Origin of the sequence: Vibrio iocasae (genome assembly GCF_042245395.1) — a bacterium.
Classification (GTDB): Bacteria; Pseudomonadota; Gammaproteobacteria; order Enterobacterales; family Vibrionaceae; genus Vibrio; species Vibrio iocasae.
The window spans coordinates 217,636-235,156 of the sequence record NZ_CP145310.1; the positions used below are offsets into that span (position 1 = coordinate 217,636).

At 42.4% G+C, this 17,521-nt stretch carries 19 protein-coding genes; 8 read left to right on the forward strand and 11 right to left on the reverse strand.

Features of this window, described 5'->3' with window-relative positions:
• Window positions 1–28: 28 nt before the first annotated feature.
• Window positions 29–1,021, reverse strand: a complete 993-nt coding sequence (locus tag SNR28_RS00960) for a zinc-binding alcohol dehydrogenase family protein (protein ID WP_375749151.1) — start codon at window positions 1,019–1,021, stop codon at window positions 29–31.
• Between the two features lie 264 nt (window positions 1,022–1,285).
• Here SNR28_RS00960 and SNR28_RS00965 point away from each other — a divergent pair, with 264 nt between their 5' ends.
• On the forward strand, window positions 1,286–1,990 hold the full coding sequence (locus SNR28_RS00965) for a fibrobacter succinogenes major paralogous domain-containing protein (RefSeq protein ID WP_375749152.1): 705 nt from the start codon (window positions 1,286–1,288) through the stop codon (window positions 1,988–1,990).
• Window positions 1,991–2,048: 58 nt separating this feature from the next.
• Here the strand turns inward: SNR28_RS00965 and SNR28_RS00970 are convergent, their stop codons facing one another.
• The 4 genes from SNR28_RS00970 to SNR28_RS00985 all read right to left on the reverse strand — a co-directional run bounded on the left by SNR28_RS00970 (window position 2,049) and on the right by SNR28_RS00985 (window position 5,681).
• Window positions 2,049–2,729 carry a Crp/Fnr family transcriptional regulator gene (locus SNR28_RS00970; protein WP_375749153.1) on the reverse strand — a complete coding sequence of 227 codons (681 nt, stop codon included), beginning with the start codon at window positions 2,727–2,729 and terminating at the stop codon, window positions 2,049–2,051.
• A 113-nt stretch (window positions 2,730–2,842) separates the two neighbouring features.
• Entirely contained in the window at window positions 2,843–3,574 is a 732-nt protein-coding gene (locus SNR28_RS00975; RefSeq protein WP_375749154.1) for a nucleoside phosphorylase, read from the reverse strand.
• Entirely contained in the window at window positions 3,571–4,311 is a 741-nt protein-coding gene (pnuC, locus tag SNR28_RS00980) for a nicotinamide riboside transporter PnuC (RefSeq protein ID WP_375749155.1), read from the reverse strand. The genes SNR28_RS00975 and pnuC overlap by 4 nt, the downstream gene beginning before the upstream one ends.
• Window positions 4,312–4,745: 434 nt before the next feature.
• Window positions 4,746–5,681 carry a LysR family transcriptional regulator gene (locus SNR28_RS00985; RefSeq protein WP_375749156.1) on the reverse strand — a complete coding sequence of 312 codons (936 nt, stop codon included), beginning with the start codon at window positions 5,679–5,681 and terminating at the stop codon, window positions 4,746–4,748.
• A 123-nt stretch (window positions 5,682–5,804) separates the two neighbouring features.
• Here SNR28_RS00985 and SNR28_RS00990 point away from each other — a divergent pair, with 123 nt between their 5' ends.
• From SNR28_RS00990 to SNR28_RS01005, 4 genes are read left to right on the forward strand one after another with little or no spacing between them, the layout of a single operon-like run.
• Window positions 5,805–7,004, forward strand: a complete 1,200-nt coding sequence (locus tag SNR28_RS00990; RefSeq protein ID WP_375749157.1) for an MFS transporter — start codon at window positions 5,805–5,807, stop codon at window positions 7,002–7,004.
• A gap of 55 nt (window positions 7,005–7,059) precedes the next feature.
• Window positions 7,060–7,407, forward strand: a complete 348-nt coding sequence (locus tag SNR28_RS00995; protein ID WP_375749158.1) for a hypothetical protein — start codon at window positions 7,060–7,062, stop codon at window positions 7,405–7,407.
• Window positions 7,408–7,432: 25 nt separating this feature from the next.
• Entirely contained in the window at window positions 7,433–8,176 is a 744-nt protein-coding gene (locus SNR28_RS01000) for a HupE/UreJ family protein (RefSeq protein WP_375749159.1), read from the forward strand.
• A gap of 15 nt (window positions 8,177–8,191) precedes the next feature.
• Entirely contained in the window at window positions 8,192–8,824 is a 633-nt protein-coding gene (locus tag SNR28_RS01005) for a transmembrane anchor protein (RefSeq protein ID WP_375749160.1), read from the forward strand.
• A gap of 95 nt (window positions 8,825–8,919) precedes the next feature.
• Here the strand turns inward: SNR28_RS01005 and SNR28_RS01010 are convergent, their stop codons facing one another.
• Together SNR28_RS01010 and SNR28_RS01015 are read right to left on the reverse strand one after the other, a co-directional pair.
• Window positions 8,920–9,759, reverse strand: coding sequence for an ion transporter (locus tag SNR28_RS01010; RefSeq protein ID WP_375749161.1), 840 nt, complete (start codon window positions 9,757–9,759; stop codon window positions 8,920–8,922).
• 119 nt (window positions 9,760–9,878) lie between these two features.
• Window positions 9,879–10,259, reverse strand: coding sequence for a MarR family winged helix-turn-helix transcriptional regulator (locus SNR28_RS01015; RefSeq protein WP_375749162.1), 381 nt, complete (start codon window positions 10,257–10,259; stop codon window positions 9,879–9,881).
• Between the two features lie 138 nt (window positions 10,260–10,397).
• Here SNR28_RS01015 and SNR28_RS01020 point away from each other — a divergent pair, with 138 nt between their 5' ends.
• Complete coding sequence (locus SNR28_RS01020) at window positions 10,398–10,877, forward strand: acyl-CoA thioesterase (protein WP_375749163.1); 480 nt, start codon at window positions 10,398–10,400, stop codon at window positions 10,875–10,877.
• A 179-nt stretch (window positions 10,878–11,056) separates the two neighbouring features.
• Here SNR28_RS01020 and SNR28_RS01025 read toward each other — a convergent pair whose 3' ends face one another.
• Together SNR28_RS01025 and SNR28_RS01030 are read right to left on the reverse strand one after the other, a co-directional pair.
• Window positions 11,057–11,455 (reverse strand): hypothetical protein, encoded by a 399-nt coding sequence (locus SNR28_RS01025; protein WP_375749164.1) that lies wholly within the window; start codon window positions 11,453–11,455, stop codon window positions 11,057–11,059.
• Window positions 11,456–11,679: 224 nt separating this feature from the next.
• Window positions 11,680–12,597: an AraC family transcriptional regulator N-terminal domain-containing protein gene (locus tag SNR28_RS01030; protein ID WP_375749165.1), complete on the reverse strand. Its 918-nt coding sequence runs from the start codon at window positions 12,595–12,597 to the stop codon at window positions 11,680–11,682.
• Between the two features lie 196 nt (window positions 12,598–12,793).
• On the opposite strand from SNR28_RS01030, the gene SNR28_RS01035 reads away from it, so the two are divergent.
• Window positions 12,794–13,744 carry an SDR family oxidoreductase gene (locus tag SNR28_RS01035; RefSeq protein ID WP_375749166.1) on the forward strand — a complete coding sequence of 317 codons (951 nt, stop codon included), beginning with the start codon at window positions 12,794–12,796 and terminating at the stop codon, window positions 13,742–13,744.
• Between the two features lie 190 nt (window positions 13,745–13,934).
• Window positions 13,935–15,890, forward strand: coding sequence for a methyl-accepting chemotaxis protein (locus tag SNR28_RS01040; RefSeq protein ID WP_375749167.1), 1,956 nt, complete (start codon window positions 13,935–13,937; stop codon window positions 15,888–15,890).
• 80 nt (window positions 15,891–15,970) lie between these two features.
• On the opposite strand, the gene SNR28_RS01045 is transcribed toward SNR28_RS01040, so the two are convergent.
• A complete protein-coding gene (locus tag SNR28_RS01045; protein WP_375749168.1) occupies window positions 15,971–16,390 on the reverse strand; it encodes a hypothetical protein in 420 nt (139 codons plus the stop codon).
• A 138-nt stretch (window positions 16,391–16,528) separates the two neighbouring features.
• Entirely contained in the window at window positions 16,529–17,443 is a 915-nt protein-coding gene (locus SNR28_RS01050) for a LysR family transcriptional regulator (RefSeq protein WP_375749169.1), read from the reverse strand.
• Between the last annotated feature and the right edge of the window lie 78 nt (window positions 17,444–17,521).

The following is a 17,521-nucleotide window of genomic DNA, read 5'->3' on the forward strand; positions in this document are numbered from 1 at the left end:
ATGTAAATCCTTAGAAGTAGATTTTAGATTATTCGCTGTCTGGAGTCAGAAGCATCTTGCCCATGATTTGACCGCTTTCTAACAGGTCATGAGCTTTTGACGCTTCAGCAAGAGGCATTGTTGAGTAAACTGGCTTAATCTTGCCTTCATCAAGTAGGTTATAAATCTCTGCCATAGACTCCTTAACCAACGGGAAGTTGCTAAAGAATGTTGCGTAGATTTCAGAGTAAGTAATGGTCGGTGCTTTACCGAAGTGTTCCACAGCTTCTGCCTGAAGGTTGGTTTCACCAACACCTGCAAGAAAACCAAAGATAACGATATGACCAAGCGTCGCCAGTACTTCAAGATCTTGCTTAATCGTATCGCCAGCTACAGGGTTGAAGATGTAGTTCACGCCTTTGCCGTCAGTGACTTTTTTCACTTCTTCTACCCAATCACCAGTAGAGTTAAACGCAAAGTCTGCACCGATCTTCAGAGCTTGTTCTACTTTGTCATCTTTACGGTCAAGAGCGATAACTTTTAAGCCTGCTGCTTTAGCAAGCTGGATAAGCGCTGTGCCCACACCACCTGTAGAAGCGTATACCAATGCGAACTTATCCTGCTCCGCACGAACCACATTGTGCAACATATGGTATGCAGTGAAGTAAGTGACTGGCATTGCACCTGCTTCAAGAATGTTTGCTGAATCAGAAAGCAGTACAAGTTTGTCAGCATCGACGGCAGTGTACTCAGCGTAAGTAGAAGCTCCGATTGGACCAAGGAAAGCCACTTTCTGACCCTCTTTTAGTTCAGTGTTGTTCGCATCTGCAATAATGCCGCTTCCCTCGACACCAGAGATGAATGGCAGTTCAGGCATCATACCCGGAGGCATATTGCCTTCGCGGATCACTGTGTCGATAAAGTTAATTGGTGCCGCTTTTATCTGAACCAGAACCTGGCCTTCTTTCAGTGCAGGCTTGTCAATCTCTTTGTAAATCAGTTTGTCGCTGCCACCAGTTTGTTCTAATACTACTGCTTTCATGTTCTTCTCCTGTTCGGCAACTTGCCGTCATTCGTTATCAAGGTACGGGAGAAATATTAGTTGGCCTGAGGGATGAAAAAAATAAGCGATATGGGACAAGTGAATTGCAAAAATGGGATAGTGTCGTGAGGAGCCTTGTGATTGCACATTTATATATAGCGATACAAATAGGCATGTTTTAAAGACTATATGGCCTGTTTAACACTGAGTCAGATAGATATAGTTGGTTTGCCTCGCTGAAGCGACGATACGGAGCCTAAATCTATGTCTGCAAAGAACCTATTACTTTCTATGGGAGCCTTAATGTTTGTTCCAACCATGCTATCTGCCAATGATTTAAACCAAGAATCACCTGTGATGGAAGATACAGTTCAGGATCTGGAAGGAAACACTTATCGAACAGTTAAAATAGGAGAGCAGGTTTGGCTTGCTGAAAACCTCAGAGCGACTAAGTTTCAGGACGGCTCGAAGATAAACACCGGCTTTATTCCAGAAGATGATCAAGAGAACCTACTGAAGTATGGCAGGCTTTATGATTGGCATGATGTAGCGGATGAGCGAAACATCTGCCCTCCTGGGTGGCGTGTCGCAACCGACGAAGACTGGAAGACTTTAGAACGAACTATTGGTATGCCCGAAGAAGAGCTAGACAAAAAAGGCTGGCGCGGTGGTGACGATGATTTAGGTTTCCAACTTAAAGAGACACAATCCAATGGTCTGTTTAAGAAGTTCGATCAATCTCTGGCGAATAAATATCGATTCGCGGCAAGGCCTGCGGGAGTGAAATGGAACGGTTTTTACATCACGCAACGCGCTTACACCGAGTTTTGGACAGGCACCAGCGAGAGCAATAAAGAAGCAATTATCCGAACCTTAGCTTACTCGTGGTGGAATGCGCATAAAGGTGAAATTCGACGTGCTACAAGTTCGAAAGATTATATGTTCTCAGTTAGGTGTGTGAAGATTTAGTGATGTGTATACCTACCTTCATAAGGGTATATCCATCAAAACTTAGGGTATCGTTGGCCTATTGTTCGGCTAAAAAATCCTTTAAAGCCTCGATATCAATAATTTTCAAATAACCTTCTTCTTTTACGATTAGTTTTCTATCAATCAAGACCTTAATCGCCCTACGATAAACACGACCCGATGTACCAAATCTTTCTGCCTCTTGAGAGAATGTGCTAAAGGCGTCAAGTACTACGCTGTTTTTGTTCCTCAGCAGTAGGTCATTGGCAATGTTATAGGTGATGGAATGTAGGAGACGATTGGTGTAAATATCCATTGAGTCTTGGTAGTCAAACGATAGAGCCGATGCAAAAAACATAGTAAACTCCGGGCGCTGGATAAGGAGCTTTTCAAGCTTTCGGGCAGAAAGAAAATCTATATCCATCCCTTCATCATCAGCAATGATATTCCACTGACAGGGCGTTTTAGTAAAAAATTCCATTTCACCCAAAATCTGATGATCACAATCTACTTTACCTAGCTGAAATCGACGCCCGTTTGAGGCAATGATATTTACGGAAATTCGACCTCGGGGAACAATAGCAAGCAAATCCATTTCTTGCCCTTGCTCAAGAATGGCATCTCCTTTATGAAAATACCTCGACTCGGTGATGCACGCGGAGATGGCTTCCTTAAACTCATCAAAGTACTTGTCAAGATACAAAGAAAATCGATTCAAAGAGTACGGTTGTAGTTGCATGCTTTTATTCCACTTAACGATTTCTGACTACTATACTATAGGCGCTTCATCGCGTGGAGAATTCAAATAAGCAAGAAAGGGAGCATTAATTAACTGCTCCCGAATTGATATATCTAGGATTGTTCGCGAAGAGCGTTCAATGCGGCCTTGAAGGCAACGACTTCACCCTTCATCATTGAATCATTTGAGTCAACATACTCATTGATCCCCTCTTTTACATCCTGCTCATATAAAACAACATTGTTTAATATTGAGGCGACTTTAAGCCCTCTCAGTCTACCGACTGTAAGTAGTGCCGATGTCTCCATATCCGCACCTAACACACCTTTATTGTTCCAGTACCGACAAATATCACTTTCTTCATCGGTATAAAAACTATCGTTGGAACGAATAATTCCACTATGGCATTGATGCCCGGTACTACTTAGGTTTTTTCTTAGGCTTACAATGATATCTATGTCCGAAATTGCTGGGTACTCACTACTCACGTATGCTTTGGAGCCTCCTTCATTTCGAACTGCGGCTTCAACGAGTATTAAGTCCCCTAATGCAATATTTGGTTGCAAAGCACCCGCTGAACCTACCCGGATAATGTACTTTGCTCCACAGCTTCGAAGCTCCTCCAAAGCAATAATCATCGATGGTGCCCCAATACCAGTACTACAAATAGTGAACTTTTGTCCTTTGTAGGTACCATTAATTAGACGATACTCCCGGTTTTCTGCTATCAGCTCAGAATCTTCCAGCAGCGATGCAATTCGGTTGACTCGGTCAGGCTCTCCACAGACTATAACTTTTTCAGAGACCTGTGTGCTATCAACACATATATGAGGCTGTTTATTCATGCAGTAACCTCTTTTTGAGGCATTGAACTTTGCTTATTCTTTTCTGCTGTTCTAATCCACTGACGTGTACCATTGGCTGCAATGAATAGCAAAATTGCATACTCGATAGATAGCGCGTACACGCCCTGAGCTGCATAGATACCTATGCTAATAACGTTTACGACAACCCATAGAATCCAGTTTTCTACATACTTACGTGTCATTAGCACCTGAGCAACTACTGACAGCACTGTCATTGTTGCATCCCAGAATGGAAAAGCGTCAGGTTCTAGTACTGGTTCAGCGATGCCAGCACCAAATAGGTTCATAAAACTCACAGAGATACTTGCCAACGCGAAAAAGAACGGGTCAATGAAAAGCGTAAGCAGCCCAATCGCTAGCACTGAAGAACCAGCAAGAAACACCAGTTTCTGTTTCTCTAGCCACCTTACTTCTAGCATATTCCCATCGGATGAAGTTGGTCTTGTCCATGCATACCAGCCATATATGTTCATGCAGAAGAAAAACAGCTGAAGAAGCAAAATGCCATATAGTTGAATCTGGTAAAAAATGATTGCAAAAAGAGTTACATTTACCAGTCCAAATGCGTAGTTGATTGTTTTTTCCTTGCTCGCATACCAAATGCAAAGCAGACCAAATATAGTTCCTACTGCTTCAATCCAAGACATGGCATAGCCACCTCCAATTGGAAAGTTAACAAGCGTGTTATTTATATCAAAGAATTCTAAAAACCCCATAATGTCGTTCCGTGGTTGCTCTAAGTTGAGGTCCATCTTAATGTTGGTTCGTATTGTGAGCAGAGGACATATGTCCCCCTGACACAGTGTATGGATCAAAATTTTAAAAGATTAATGAGAAATAGAACAGTGAGTTTAGATTTGATAGCTGATTGGCTACTAGCCAGAATGTGGATTCAATCACTACAGAATGAACAGCCCACTTAACGAGTAGCTACGCAATGTGCGCGTAAAGAAAGTACTGTTCAAAGTGAAAGTTTTTGGGAGAAAGCGAGCACCTCTGTTGGAAGTTCGCTACAGCGGAGCTTGCGGCTAGCAGGTGACGTAATTTATGAGCCTAGAATTTTGCTGGCATGCTTAGGGACATAGCGAAGAGGTGCTACCTGTACGATCAGATAGCGTCGTGGTTTAGGAACCGATAGCTGGAGTCCAGACTAATCCAATTTAAGCTTTGAAACCTTGCTTTGAACAAGGGTCTTAACTTGCTCTGCTAACCACACCATACGAGGGTGAGAGGCATCTCGTTTGAGGTTGAGCATATCTACGTCAAAGTCCGGAATATCAATGGGTGGTGGACATAGTGTCAGATTGTCACTGAAAAGACTCGAACGTCCTGCCATCTCAGCCATAACTGCAAGTAAATTGCGTCCGGTTAACATGTGCCCAATAGTAAAAAATCGAGTAGTGCCCAGTACCACATTTCTTTGAATGTTCATTTTTTCCAGAGTGTTATCGACTTTGGTTGCTAAAGTGTCATCCGCCAAAATGATCATTTGAGGTGTAGCGAGATACGTATCAAGTGGAATGGGCAGAGGCGTTTGTAGCTTGTCATTATCAAAAATGCACCAATGCTTTTCCCTGTATAAGAAGGTTTTACTTATGTTTGCAGGAAGCTTATGGAAGACGCCAATGCACAGATCCACCTCATCGTCTTCTAACATCTGAACACTGTTTTGGTTATCAGCGGGTTTAAAAATAACCTTACTGTTGGGCGACAAACTTTGCAGCACATCAAATAAGTCTGGGCCAAAAATCTGCTCCGCATAGTCTGTTAACCCTATCTTGTATATCCCGTCATAACCTGCGAAATCAAATTGTTCTTTTGGTAAAACATCTTCACGAAATATCTTGAGAATCTGTTCTACTCGGGGGGCTATCTCTTTGGCACGGTGAGTTGGGATCATACGGTGACCGACTCTTTCAAACAGAGGATCATTGAGTAATTGCCTGAGCCGTTTCAGATTATAACTGGTTGCAGGTTGTCCTAAGTTCAGATGCTTCGATGCTTCAGACACACTCTCAAACCTCATAAGTGCATCAAATGTAAGCAGTAAGTTTAAGTCTATGCCACGCCAGTTTAGCTCTTGCATTTTTTATCTCGTTAGTATCGATATCACTAATAATCTATATTAATACAATCAATTTAAATGATTTTGATGTGCTGACTATACTCGACCTATCAGAGACAGCAATAGAACAGTTTACAAATTAAGATGTGGCATAACAGAAACTACTTGCGCTTGTTTGCAGCTCAAGTTACTTCACTCACCGGTACAGGCATAAGTTCTATATGCCTGGCTCTGCTTGCTTATGACCTGGCGAGTGAAGAGGCAAGCATGGTGTTGAGTATAATCTTTGCCATTAAAATGTTGACCTACATTATTCTCGCACCTGTGTTTAGCACACTGAGTCAGTGGTTGCCGAGGCGACAAACCATGGTAGCGTTGGATCTCATTCGTGCGAGTGTGTTTGCTTTTCTGCCGTTTATTACAAACTTATGGGAGGTCTACCTTCTCACATTCCTGATTAACGCCTGTTCCTCATGGTTTACTCCGTTACTTCAGTCGACACTTCCTCTGGTTCTTTCTGGTAAAAATGAATACACCAAAGCGCTGAGCTTAAGTCGCATTGCCTATGATCTTGAGCAAATCCTCAGCCCTTTATTGACGGCTTTATTGTTGACCGTGCTTAGCTTTCGTCAGCTATTTATATTTGATGCCACCACCTTCGTGGTATCTGCGATGTTGATTTTATTTTGTGTTATCCCGAGCCTTAAAAAAGCTAACCATGAGCACAGCTCAATCACCATATCTGAGATAGGAAGTGGGATTCGTAATTACCTGAATAAGCCTTCACTAAAAGCGCTATGGATGGCGTATCTTGCTGCGGCAAGTGCGTCTGCTATGGTTTTGGTTAATACCGTTGTCTATGTACATGGCGTATTAAATGGAGGAGAGGAACAAACTGCGCTGGCTATGATGGTCGTAGGGCTCGGATCTATGGTTATTGCTTTTAATTTACCCTCATGGCTCAAGTTTATGAGCCCTCAGAAATTTCATTGGATAGGCATGGTTTCCATACTCAGTGCCTTTTTAGTTGGCTCTTTTACACCCGGGTGGATTGGCTACATTTTAGTTTGTCTGGGGTTTGGGATAGGAATGTCTTGTATTCAGACAACTTCAGGGCTTCTTATCACTGAGGCTTGTGCCGATGAAGATACTACCCCCTATTTTGCAACGCACTTTTCTCTGACTCATTTCTGGTGGTTGATTACCTATTTGAGTGCAGGTGTGAGTGTGAAGTTATTTGGTTTAAACGTTGGCTATCTGTGTATGGGAGTATTGTGTCTTTTGAGTATGATTGCGTATTACTTCTATTGCACCAGCTCAAGGTTCGCCCGAGTAAGTCACTAACCTGATGTTGTTATCTCCCATGTTGTTTAAAAAATATATACAAGCAATTTGTTTCGTGATGCTTTTCATCGTCACAACGAGTATGGCTTCGTCTAACGTAGGGAAGCTTCGCTCGCATGGTGTAATGTTGATGGTACAAGTAGGTCATGGGCATTCTCATTCGGGTGACTACACCCATTTACAGAAAGGTGAATACCAATATCAGCATGATGCGAGTAACCATACACATGACAATGTAACGTTGGATGAAATTAGCAAAATTGCATTTGAGGATCTGACGAAAACGGAAAATAGCTGGCGAGCACGAGGTTCACCAGTTCATAAACCCTTCAAGATAGAGCGGCCTCCAAGAGGATATTTTTCACGCTGTACTTACACCACCGCTGAGTATGTGGTGGGATGATTTATCATGATTTAATGGAGTTATTATGAACTTACTTTCTTCTACTGAAGAGAGCGTATTTAACCGAAACTCGGGAACCCATCTTCGAAAAATGGGGCTCTGTCTCTTTCTTGCTGTACTTACACTCATGAGTAGTGACGTACTGGCGCATGCTGTAGCGCAGGGTGATAAAGGCTACATACAGGAAATAACAGGTGTAAATCTTATTGCGTTTATGTACTTAGGTGCTAAGCACATGGTGACAGGATATGATCATATTCTGTTTCTGTTTGGGGTGATTTTCTTTCTCTATAAAATGAAACACATCGCCCTTTATGTGAGTCTTTTTGCTATTGGACACTCATCAACCATGCTACTTGGTGTGTATTTCAATATTGGTATCAACAGTTACATCATTGATGCCATCATCGGATTATCCGTTGTTTATAAGGCTATGGATAATCTAGGAGCCTTCCAGCGCTGGTTTGGATTTCAGCCTAATACCAGGCTAGCAACCTTGCTGTTCGGCTTTTGCCATGGCTTTGGATTGTCTTCAAAAATTATTGACTATGACATCTCACCGGATGGCTTACTACCAAACCTATTGGCATTCAATATCGGCGTAGAAATTGGTCAACTTATTGCTCTTGGCACCATTTTGATTGTTATGGGCTTTTGGCGGCGACAGTCCGCTTTTTATCGCCAGGCCTATTCGGTCAATGTCATTATGATGAGCTTAGGTTTTATGCTTATCGGTTATCAGTTAACGGGCTACGTTGTTGCTCAATAGTCATAGGAATTAAACATGTACAACACAGATATGCCAACAAGAGCAGAGCTACCAACCACGAAGCAGCTTGTTCGTTCAACCATCATCGCTTTGGTTGCTGCCGTTACGATACTGGTAACCATAGTATTACCATCGGAATATGCTATTGATCCAACAGGAGTCGGTCGTGTACTGGGCTTAACAGAAATGGGGGAGATAAAGGCCCAATTAGCGGATGAGGCTGCTCGTGATAAAGCTATTACTAACAACGCTGAGTTAGCGAAAGTGGTTATACCGGAAAAAGTTGCAACGGCTGAACCAACTGTAGATGCAGCACAAAAGGTCACCAAACCAGAGTGGCGAGACAAAATCATGTTAACACTCAAGCCTGGACAAGGTGCTGAAGTGAAAATGGTAATGAACAAAGGTCAGGTTGCTACTTTTCAGTGGGTATCGAAAGGTGGTCCGGTCAACTACGATACTCATGGTGACGGGAATGGGAATTCGATCAGCTACGAAAAGGGACGTGGTGTTCCTCAAGATGAGGGCGAGTTAGTAGCTGCCTTTACCGGTAATCATGGTTGGTTTTTCCGAAATCGAAATGATAAGACCGTTATGGTGATATTGAGAGCGAATGGTGAATACGCTGAAATGAAGCGCGTGCTTTAAACGTCCACAGCCTCTTTAGTTTTTAAAGAGGCTGTTTTTTTAGTTTAGAAAGCCATTTCTATGGCCATTTTAATAGTAGTGACCTTAGCTGCTGCTCATGATCTACCTTGTTTTAGCAGCTCTTTGATTTCAGAGAGCTCTTTTTGCAGTTGCTCGACCTGATTGTGGGTCGCAAATATTTGTCTTGATTCATATTCCGGTGTGACGATTGGGTCATCAGACTCTTTGTCTTTTTCTGCCAGGGCATGTTCTGTTGTCATAGTTTCTATAACCACACCGATCATCATATTTAAAAATACAAATGCAGTCAGGAAGATAAAGGTGAGATAGTACGCCCAGCTCATTGGATAGATTTCCATTGTCTCGTACATAACGTCTGTCCAGTCTTCAAATGTCGCAACTCGGAAAAGCGTTAGCATCGAGATGGATACATCTCCCCACAACACTTCGTTGATCTGAGAGAACATCAAGCTTCCTACCACCGCATAGATGTAGAAGATGATAAACATCAATACCGCGATATAACCCATTTTTGGAATGGCTTTAAACAGCGCATTAATCAACAGTTTGAGTTGAGGTACAGCAGATACTAGTCGAAGTACGCGAAATACACGAAGCAGGCGAGCGATAAGAATACCTTGCCCTGCTGTCGGCATCAGACTACCAATAACGATGATTGAGTCAAACCAGTTCCAGCCACTTTTGAAAAAATCCAGTTTATGTTGGTAAGAGAAGAACTTAATGATGATCTCAACCAGAAAAAACAATAAAACAAACTGATCTAGCCAATGAATAGCCAGCCCCACTCCTTCCGGAAGTTCAAACGTATTGGCACCTATAGAAAGCGCCGCGAGGATGATGACTATAACCGTGAAGGCCTGAAAATATTTGTTATTGTTTATGGCGTTCAAGCTAACGTGCAAAGAAGAAATCATGAATACAAATCCTTTTACTACGACAACATTTGATGTAATTAATTGATTCGGGCTGAATACTACAATGCTCAAATGTTACTTAGCTAGCGAATTTTGTAAACATTTCTTTAACTTAACGGTTAGTGTTTTCCAGAAAAAGTCGTCGTAACATGAGATAAGAACCTCGATACCGTATCAAGTTCCTCTTCTGTGAAGCCCTTTGCGATATCTTCGTTAACACTTCCTAGCTGGACCAGCCCCTCATTCAGTATTTTTTTTCCATTCTTGGTGATCTTTAAACGTGTTGCTCTGGAATCTTCTGAACACTTAACTTTCTCAATAAGCCCCGATTCACTCATTCTTCTTGCTAAGCCGGTGATTGCTGACTTATCAAGCATTAGCGTATCCGCCAAATCTTTCATCAGGCAGTTGTCTTTTTCTCCCAGTATCATCAATGCCGACAATTGCGTTACTGAGATACCGAGCTGTTCACGACAGTCATTATCCAGTGATTTCATCATGGTGTGTCGTGCAAGGTTGAGATGATAAATAAATCGATGTTTTTTCATATTGAATAAATTACGCACAGATAGTTGACATGTCAACTATCTTGTTGCAAGAATGTAAACAGGTGTTCGAAATGGAAGTTGGAGACAGTAATGAGTTTAATTTTTAGGATGTTTTATTTGCTGATTGCATCGTTTTTTAAACAGCGTTTACCCTTGGTAAGACCTGGCAATGAGTTGACTATGAGAGTGTTACCAAACGATCTTGATATCAACATGCATATGAACAATGGCCGTTACCTTACCATTTGTGATCTCTCCAGAGTTGATATGTTTATCCGTACTGGTTTAGCCAAAACTATGTATCAGAGAAAGTGGATACCAGTGATTTCGGAACACACGATGAAATATAAAAAGCCTCTAAACATGTTTCAGAAGTATCGTGTGACCATGGAAATTACCGACTGGAATGAAAAGTACTTCAATATGATTCACACATTCTATGTTGGTGATCGTATAGTCGCTGAAGGAACATCAATAGGTTGCGTACTTAGCAAGCAAGGTGTCATTCCACCAGAACAGGTGATGGACACAGTGAATAAGCGACTGGAAGCTAAGTTATCTTCAGGTTAAAGGTTGCACGAATGAAAGACTTTGAGAAACTAATCGAAATCGCGCGTAGAAAATCTTTATTTGATGAAAGTAACGATTGGTCTAATCAGAAAAAACGTTTAGCAAGAGAGTAAGAAGCAAGGACACGCTGAATAAACAGCGCTTCCTTGCTCTATTAGGTTGTTATTTCCTTTATTACCCTAGTTCACAGAAACCGAGTTTACAGTGAAAGAGTATCCGTAAGCGCCATCATGATAATGGTAGTCAGCATCTGTTAGCTCGATGTTTAGCCCCTGAGATTGAGCATATTCAAGACCCGCAGAACGTCCTTTATCTTCGCTCATAGAACTTGTTAGTTCAGGTAGTGGTGACCATGAAGTATCCATAACCAGAACTCGATTTGGGTTTTCAATTGAAGCGTGGATATGGAATTTTTCGCCATCTTTAGTATCAATCTCAGCAAACTCAGTCATATTGAACTCAGACGAAGTAAACAAGTACTGGATAGTATGTTTAACCGGAACCATTACAGATGCCTGAGTAGTTGCAGACCAGATGCTTGACGTTGCGATAATCATTGCGATAGCGAACTTTTTCATGAGTTTCTCTCTTATTAATTCAATTCGTTTATTAAGTGTTGAAGTCGTACCTCGTTGGTATGTGTGTATTTTGCGATGGTTGGGTATTTCGAGTGAATTCAATTGATGTTGGTGATTATTTGAAATTAAATTATTTGTACCAGTATTGTTAAGGCTGATATCTACCGCACTCTACACGGCCCAACAGAAAGCCCGAACTAGTTAACATCGGCTAGTAAAATAGCTTAGTGAAATACGTTGGTTGCCTGTTTTACTTTTTCTTCAGACAAAGGAATGGACTGAACCCATTGTTTGGGAGATTGCCCATACATACGTTTGAACTCCCGGCTAAACTGAGAAGAACTTTCGTATCCCACAGCTAAAGCGGCCGTGTTTACGTTCATTCCTCCGGCGAGCTTCATGGCGGCTGTATTGAGTCGCATCGACTTTACAAACTGAATAGGTGACATCATGGTGGCTTGTTTAAACTTACGGTGAAGCACCGCCCGACTCATACCCACTTTTGAAGCCATATCTTCTATGGTAACCGTTTTATCTATATTGGAAGAGAGATATTCAATGGCCTTGGCGATTTCGTTACCCACGCCAAATGCACGTCTTGCCGAATCGCCTGCTTCACCTTTTAACACCGCATAATAGAGCTCACGGAGTCGTCCATCACCCAGTATGGCGGTGTCCGCGGTGTTCTCACCTAATTGCAACAAGCGCAGCAGTGCGTCGGTAAACGTATCATCCCAGTGCGCGAGAGCAAACCCTGGGGGGAGTGGACCACTTTGGGGTTTATGTACTGCACCTAATGAGCTCTCCATCTCGATGGCTAGCTCTGTCATCACTTTAGTATCAAGTGATATATACACCCCAAGAAGTGGGTTTTCAGGTGTGGCTTGTGGTGAGCCCGCTTCAACAGGCATCGACATCGAACAACACATATATTGATTGCTATCGTAAGCGTATCTTTTGCCATCCAATATGGCTTCTTTCGCTCCGCTAACAATGGCTACTACTGTCGGTTCGTAGATTGCTGGTGAGCAACGAATAGAGCGGGTTTCACGGAAGATTTTTACTCCCTTTATGCCCGTTTCGAACATTCCATTGTCACTGATTCTGCTTTCGATGATCTGCTTAATTTGCTGCTTGCTCATATGGCCTGAACACGTCATTAACTTATGGATAAAAATTAGCATCGAAAAATGCATTTTTCAATTCGATGATACAAATAGGCATATTTTAAAGACTATCTCGCCTATTTATACCTGTTGCTGAGAGTTATATTTGTTTTCAACGCAGAACATGAGTTCTGGAATCTATCACAAACACTAAGACTCGGGAACATAGGCGATGAGCAGCAAAAATCAATTTGGCCCAAAAGGCTGGACACCAGAACAACTTGGCTCTTTAGTGGGCAAAACGTACTTGATCACTGGAGCTAATACGGGAGCGGGTTTTCAGGCTTCCCGTATTCTTCTGTCTAAAGGTGCGAAAGTGGTGATGTTGAATCGTAACGCTGATAAATCCACTGCTGCGATTGCAGAACTAAAGCAAGAGTTTGGCCTAAATGCTGATGTTAGCTTTGTCATTATGGATCTGGCTGAAATGGATTCGGTTCGAGCGGCTGCGGCTGAGGTTTTGAGAACGGTTCCTCGTATCGATGCGCTTATGTGTAACGGTGCTATCGCACAAGTAGCTAAGCAAGAGTTCACGGTCGATGGCTTTGAGAGTCAGTTAGGTGTGAACCATTACGGCCATTTCTTGCTATGTGGCTTGCTGTTTGACCGTATCGAAGAGTCGAAAGGACGTATCGTTGTTGTATCCAGTGAAGGTCATAAGATGGGTATCAGAACCATGCAGTTTGACGATATGAACTGGAATAAAAATTATCATCCAAACAAGGTGTACAGCCAAAGTAAGTTAGCCCAGATGATGTTTGCCTATGAGCTACAGGACAAAATCAAAGCAGCTAATAAAAATGTCAAAGTCTTTGTTTGCCACCCGGGTGCTTCAGATACGTCTCTGATCCGTAAAAACGCTAGCCTGGCAACACGGGTTACCTGGAAGTTTATGGTGAAGATAGGACTTGCTCAAACAGCGGAAAAAGGCGCTTATCCAGAAGTGATGTGTGCGACGGAAGAGAACCTGCAAGAAAGAGCTTACTATGGGCCAACGGGAAGAATGAACTTTGGTGGACCTGTAGGTGAATGTGAACTCGAACCATTCGTTTTGGATAAAGCAGTACTAACTAAGCTATGGGATCTTTCTGAGCAGGAAACCTCGATGGCCTGGGCTGTATAGCAGGGCGTCACAATTCTGACCCCCAACTTGTTATGTTACTGCTCTACAAAGAAAAATCGTTAATTTATTCCGAATGCTGCCGATACGGAATAAGAAAACGTCTTGTTGCCGTATTCCGTACTATTATTTAATTGTTCTAATAATAATTATCATTTATGGTATTTGTCTGCTTGCCTAAAAGGTTCATAACATGTTGAGTCGATTAAAATTAAATACACAGCTCTATATCTCTTTTGGGGTCATTCTAGCCCTACTAACTGTAATAGCTCTCACCTCCCTCGTCGGATTCAATCGTATAAACGATGGATTTGTCGAATACAGGGGATTGGCCCGAGACACTAACTTAGCCGGTCGAGTTCAGGCCAACATGCTTTCGATGAGATTGGCTGTATTGAACTACGTGAATACTCAGTCTGATACTTCAGTTCAACAGTTCGAAGAACGTAAGTCGAAGATGTATGAGTTCCTTCAGGAAGCGGAAAGAGAGATCCAAAAACCAGAAAGAGCGAGACTAGTTAAAAAGATTGTTTCTGAAGTTGACGGCTACGAGCAAGGTTTTGACCAAGTCGTGGACCTGTTTGGTGAGCGTAATCAGATTGTAAAAGATTCGCTCGATCCGAATGGGCTTGCAATGAGACAGGCTCTTTCGGACATCATAGTTTCTGCGTATACGGATGATGATACAGAAGCGTCATTTCTCGCTGCTCAGTTGCAGGAGCGCTTGTTGCTTGGTCGTTTATTCGTAACGAAATACCTCGTTACCAATAGCCTGGATGATGCCAACAGAGCGAGAGAAGAGCTTGCGGAGCGTATGCCTCCTTTACTTGATAGGCTTAACGGCAGTCTTCAAAACCAGTCGAGACGTGATCAATTAGCGAAGGTTATCGATAGTCACGGAAAATATATCGAAGCGTTCAACAGTGTCGAAGCGGTCATTAACAAGCGAAATGACTTGATCGAAAACACGTTGAATACAATCGGACCGATTGTGGCAAACGATATTGAAGAAGTGAAGTTGTCGGTTAAGAGTGATCAGGATGCACTGGGGCCTAAAGTGCAGAGCGATACTGAAGATGGATTGACGGTTATCATCGCGACGTCCGTTATTGCATTTATTATTGGTGCTCTTGTTTCCTTTATGATGCCGAGAATCATCAAGAAGCCTATTGGTGGTGAGCCAAATGACATTGCTGAAATTACTCACAACGTAGCTGAAGGCAACCTAAGCCAAAACTTAGTCGTAACGGACAAAGATTCAGGCATCTATAAAGCAATATGCGAAATGAATGAACGATTGCGTTCAGTCATTGGAACACTTGTAAATAATAACCGTTCTCTCACTGATTCGGCTAAACGCAGCTCTGATATTGCATCTGAGAACGTCAATATTGTTGCGCATCAGAAGCAAACAACCGATCAGGTTGTGGTTGCGGTTGAAGAGATGTCTCATAGCATCAACGAAGTGGCAGATCTGGCTAAGCGTTCGGAAGAGAAATCCAGAGAAGGCATGGAACATGCGACAGAAGGTAGAGATGTATTGAATCAAGCTCTACAGTCGGTTAATTCTTTGGCTGAGAGTCTACAAAGCTCGATGACATCAATTAAACATCTAGAAAGTAAGAACGCAGACATTGTTTCTGCACTGGGAGTTATTGGTGCTATTTCAGAGCAGACAAACTTGCTGGCATTGAATGCAGCTATCGAAGCGGCTCGCGCGGGTGAAGCTGGTCGAGGATTTGCAGTGGTTGCTGATGAGGTTCGAACGCTAGCTTCTAAGACTCAAGAGTCTACGGCTGAGATACAAAAGATTATCGATAGTCTCCAGGCTGGTACCCAGGAAGTGGTTAATGTGATGGAAAGCAGCACTCAGTTAGCGGCGGATACTGTAGAGCGATCAAGCCAGACGGATGGTGCTCTGGAAATCATCTATCAAACCATCAATGAAATGTCAGAAATGAATACGCTGGTTGCGACAGCGGTGTCTCAGCAATCCGTAGCGGCAAGTGAAGTGACTCAGAATATGACGGAAATTCGTAATACGATTGAGTCGACAATGAATGCCGCAACTGAAGCGCATAATGCAAGTGAAGAGGTTATGCAGGTTGCCGGACAAATCGGAGAACTGACTTCCCGATTTAAGGTTTAACGCTAACAAGCAATCAAAAATGCCACCTGTTTTACGGTGGCATTTTTTTGATCAATGTAAGCGGTAAATCCTACCTTTACCTACCTTGCAGTCATCAGCGTTTGAGATAATCCGGCAATTAGCTCCAGAATTTGCTTTTGTGAAAACTGATTATCTGCCAGCAATTTCAGTTCTTTGTCTGTGATCGCCTTTTTATCGGTGATATTTCTAACAACGCAATGAAGGGTCGTAAGTTTCTTATTTTGTTGCTCTAGCAGGCTGTCTTCGCTGATGCTATGCCATATACACTTTAACTCATCTAAGTTGAATGCAGATTCCTTAAATAGCCGATACAGTTTGGAATAGCAGCCAATGTTCAAGAACTCCTCGAAAACATCTGGGTTGGATGCCAGAACTCCGATGACATTATTTATCTGGCCATATTGACCAATAGATTTATCAAGCGAGTGCTCGACAGATTCTGATTTACTGTTCAATTTGGGCTTGGAAAGTTGATTCATAGCATGACCATGATTTCTGCGTTATAGGTGCAGTCCATATGACTGTACCTCGATATTCAATTAGTCTATTGCGAGTTTCACGTGCTAAAAACCAACAATAATGAATCTGAAGCTTGCAAAAATGATGGGAATGCTAGTTTAACGAATCACTGTAGTTAGAAATTCATCTGGATTATTCATTCTGGAATAGATCATATCCCTGAACGCAGCAACACGGGCAGAAATGAGCACGCGATCTGACCAAACGATGTACGCGTTACCGGATGGACATTTCACGTCAGGCAGTATCTGTACTAGTTCCTCACTTTGCTCAAATAACTTTAGTGCTTCAAGCGGCATTAAGCAGACTCCCAGCCCGGTTTTTGCCGCTTGAATTGTTAACCGAAGGCTATTTACTGAGTACTTGGGTTTAGATATGGGTAACCTAAAGGTCTCATTATCTTGTTTTAGCTCCCAGTAAGGCATCGTGTTCCCGGCCAACAAGTGATGGTCCAACAACTGCTCGGGACTTTCAGGAGTGCCATGCTTGGCAAGGTAGGCTGGAGAAGCGGCTAATGCGAGCTGAGATTTGAATAGTTGTCTTTGCACCAAGTGGGAGGCTTGTGCTGGTGTTGTCACAACCGCCAGATCTATTTGATCATCAAAAAAACGGTCGGTATCTGAAGCAAAATTAATATGTATGTTAACTCTAGGGTTGTCCTGCATAAATTCGATAGCGAGTTGCTGAAGAAAGTAATCAGCAAAAGGTTCAGGACAAGAAATATGAATGTCTCCAGTTAACTCAGGTTGGTTATTGGATAGTTGTATCCACTCTTCATCCAGCTGGTTGAAGATAGAGGAAAAACGCAGATAGTATTCCTCTCCAGCAGTTGTAAGCTGAAACTGTTTTGCGTTTCTGTGCACCAGCTTTTCACTCAGTTGTTCTTCGAGCTGTGCAACTGCCCGGGAAAGCGTAGGCGCGGAAACCTTTGTTTTTAAGCTTGCGGCGGCAAACCCACCACACTCAACTGATTGACAGAACCAATATAGGTTAGAGATATCTTTTGCTTTCATTTTGTCAGAACTCACCCGCTATCTATTTAGTTCCTCATCTTATATTTAATCATTCATATTTGCACGATTAAAACTTAA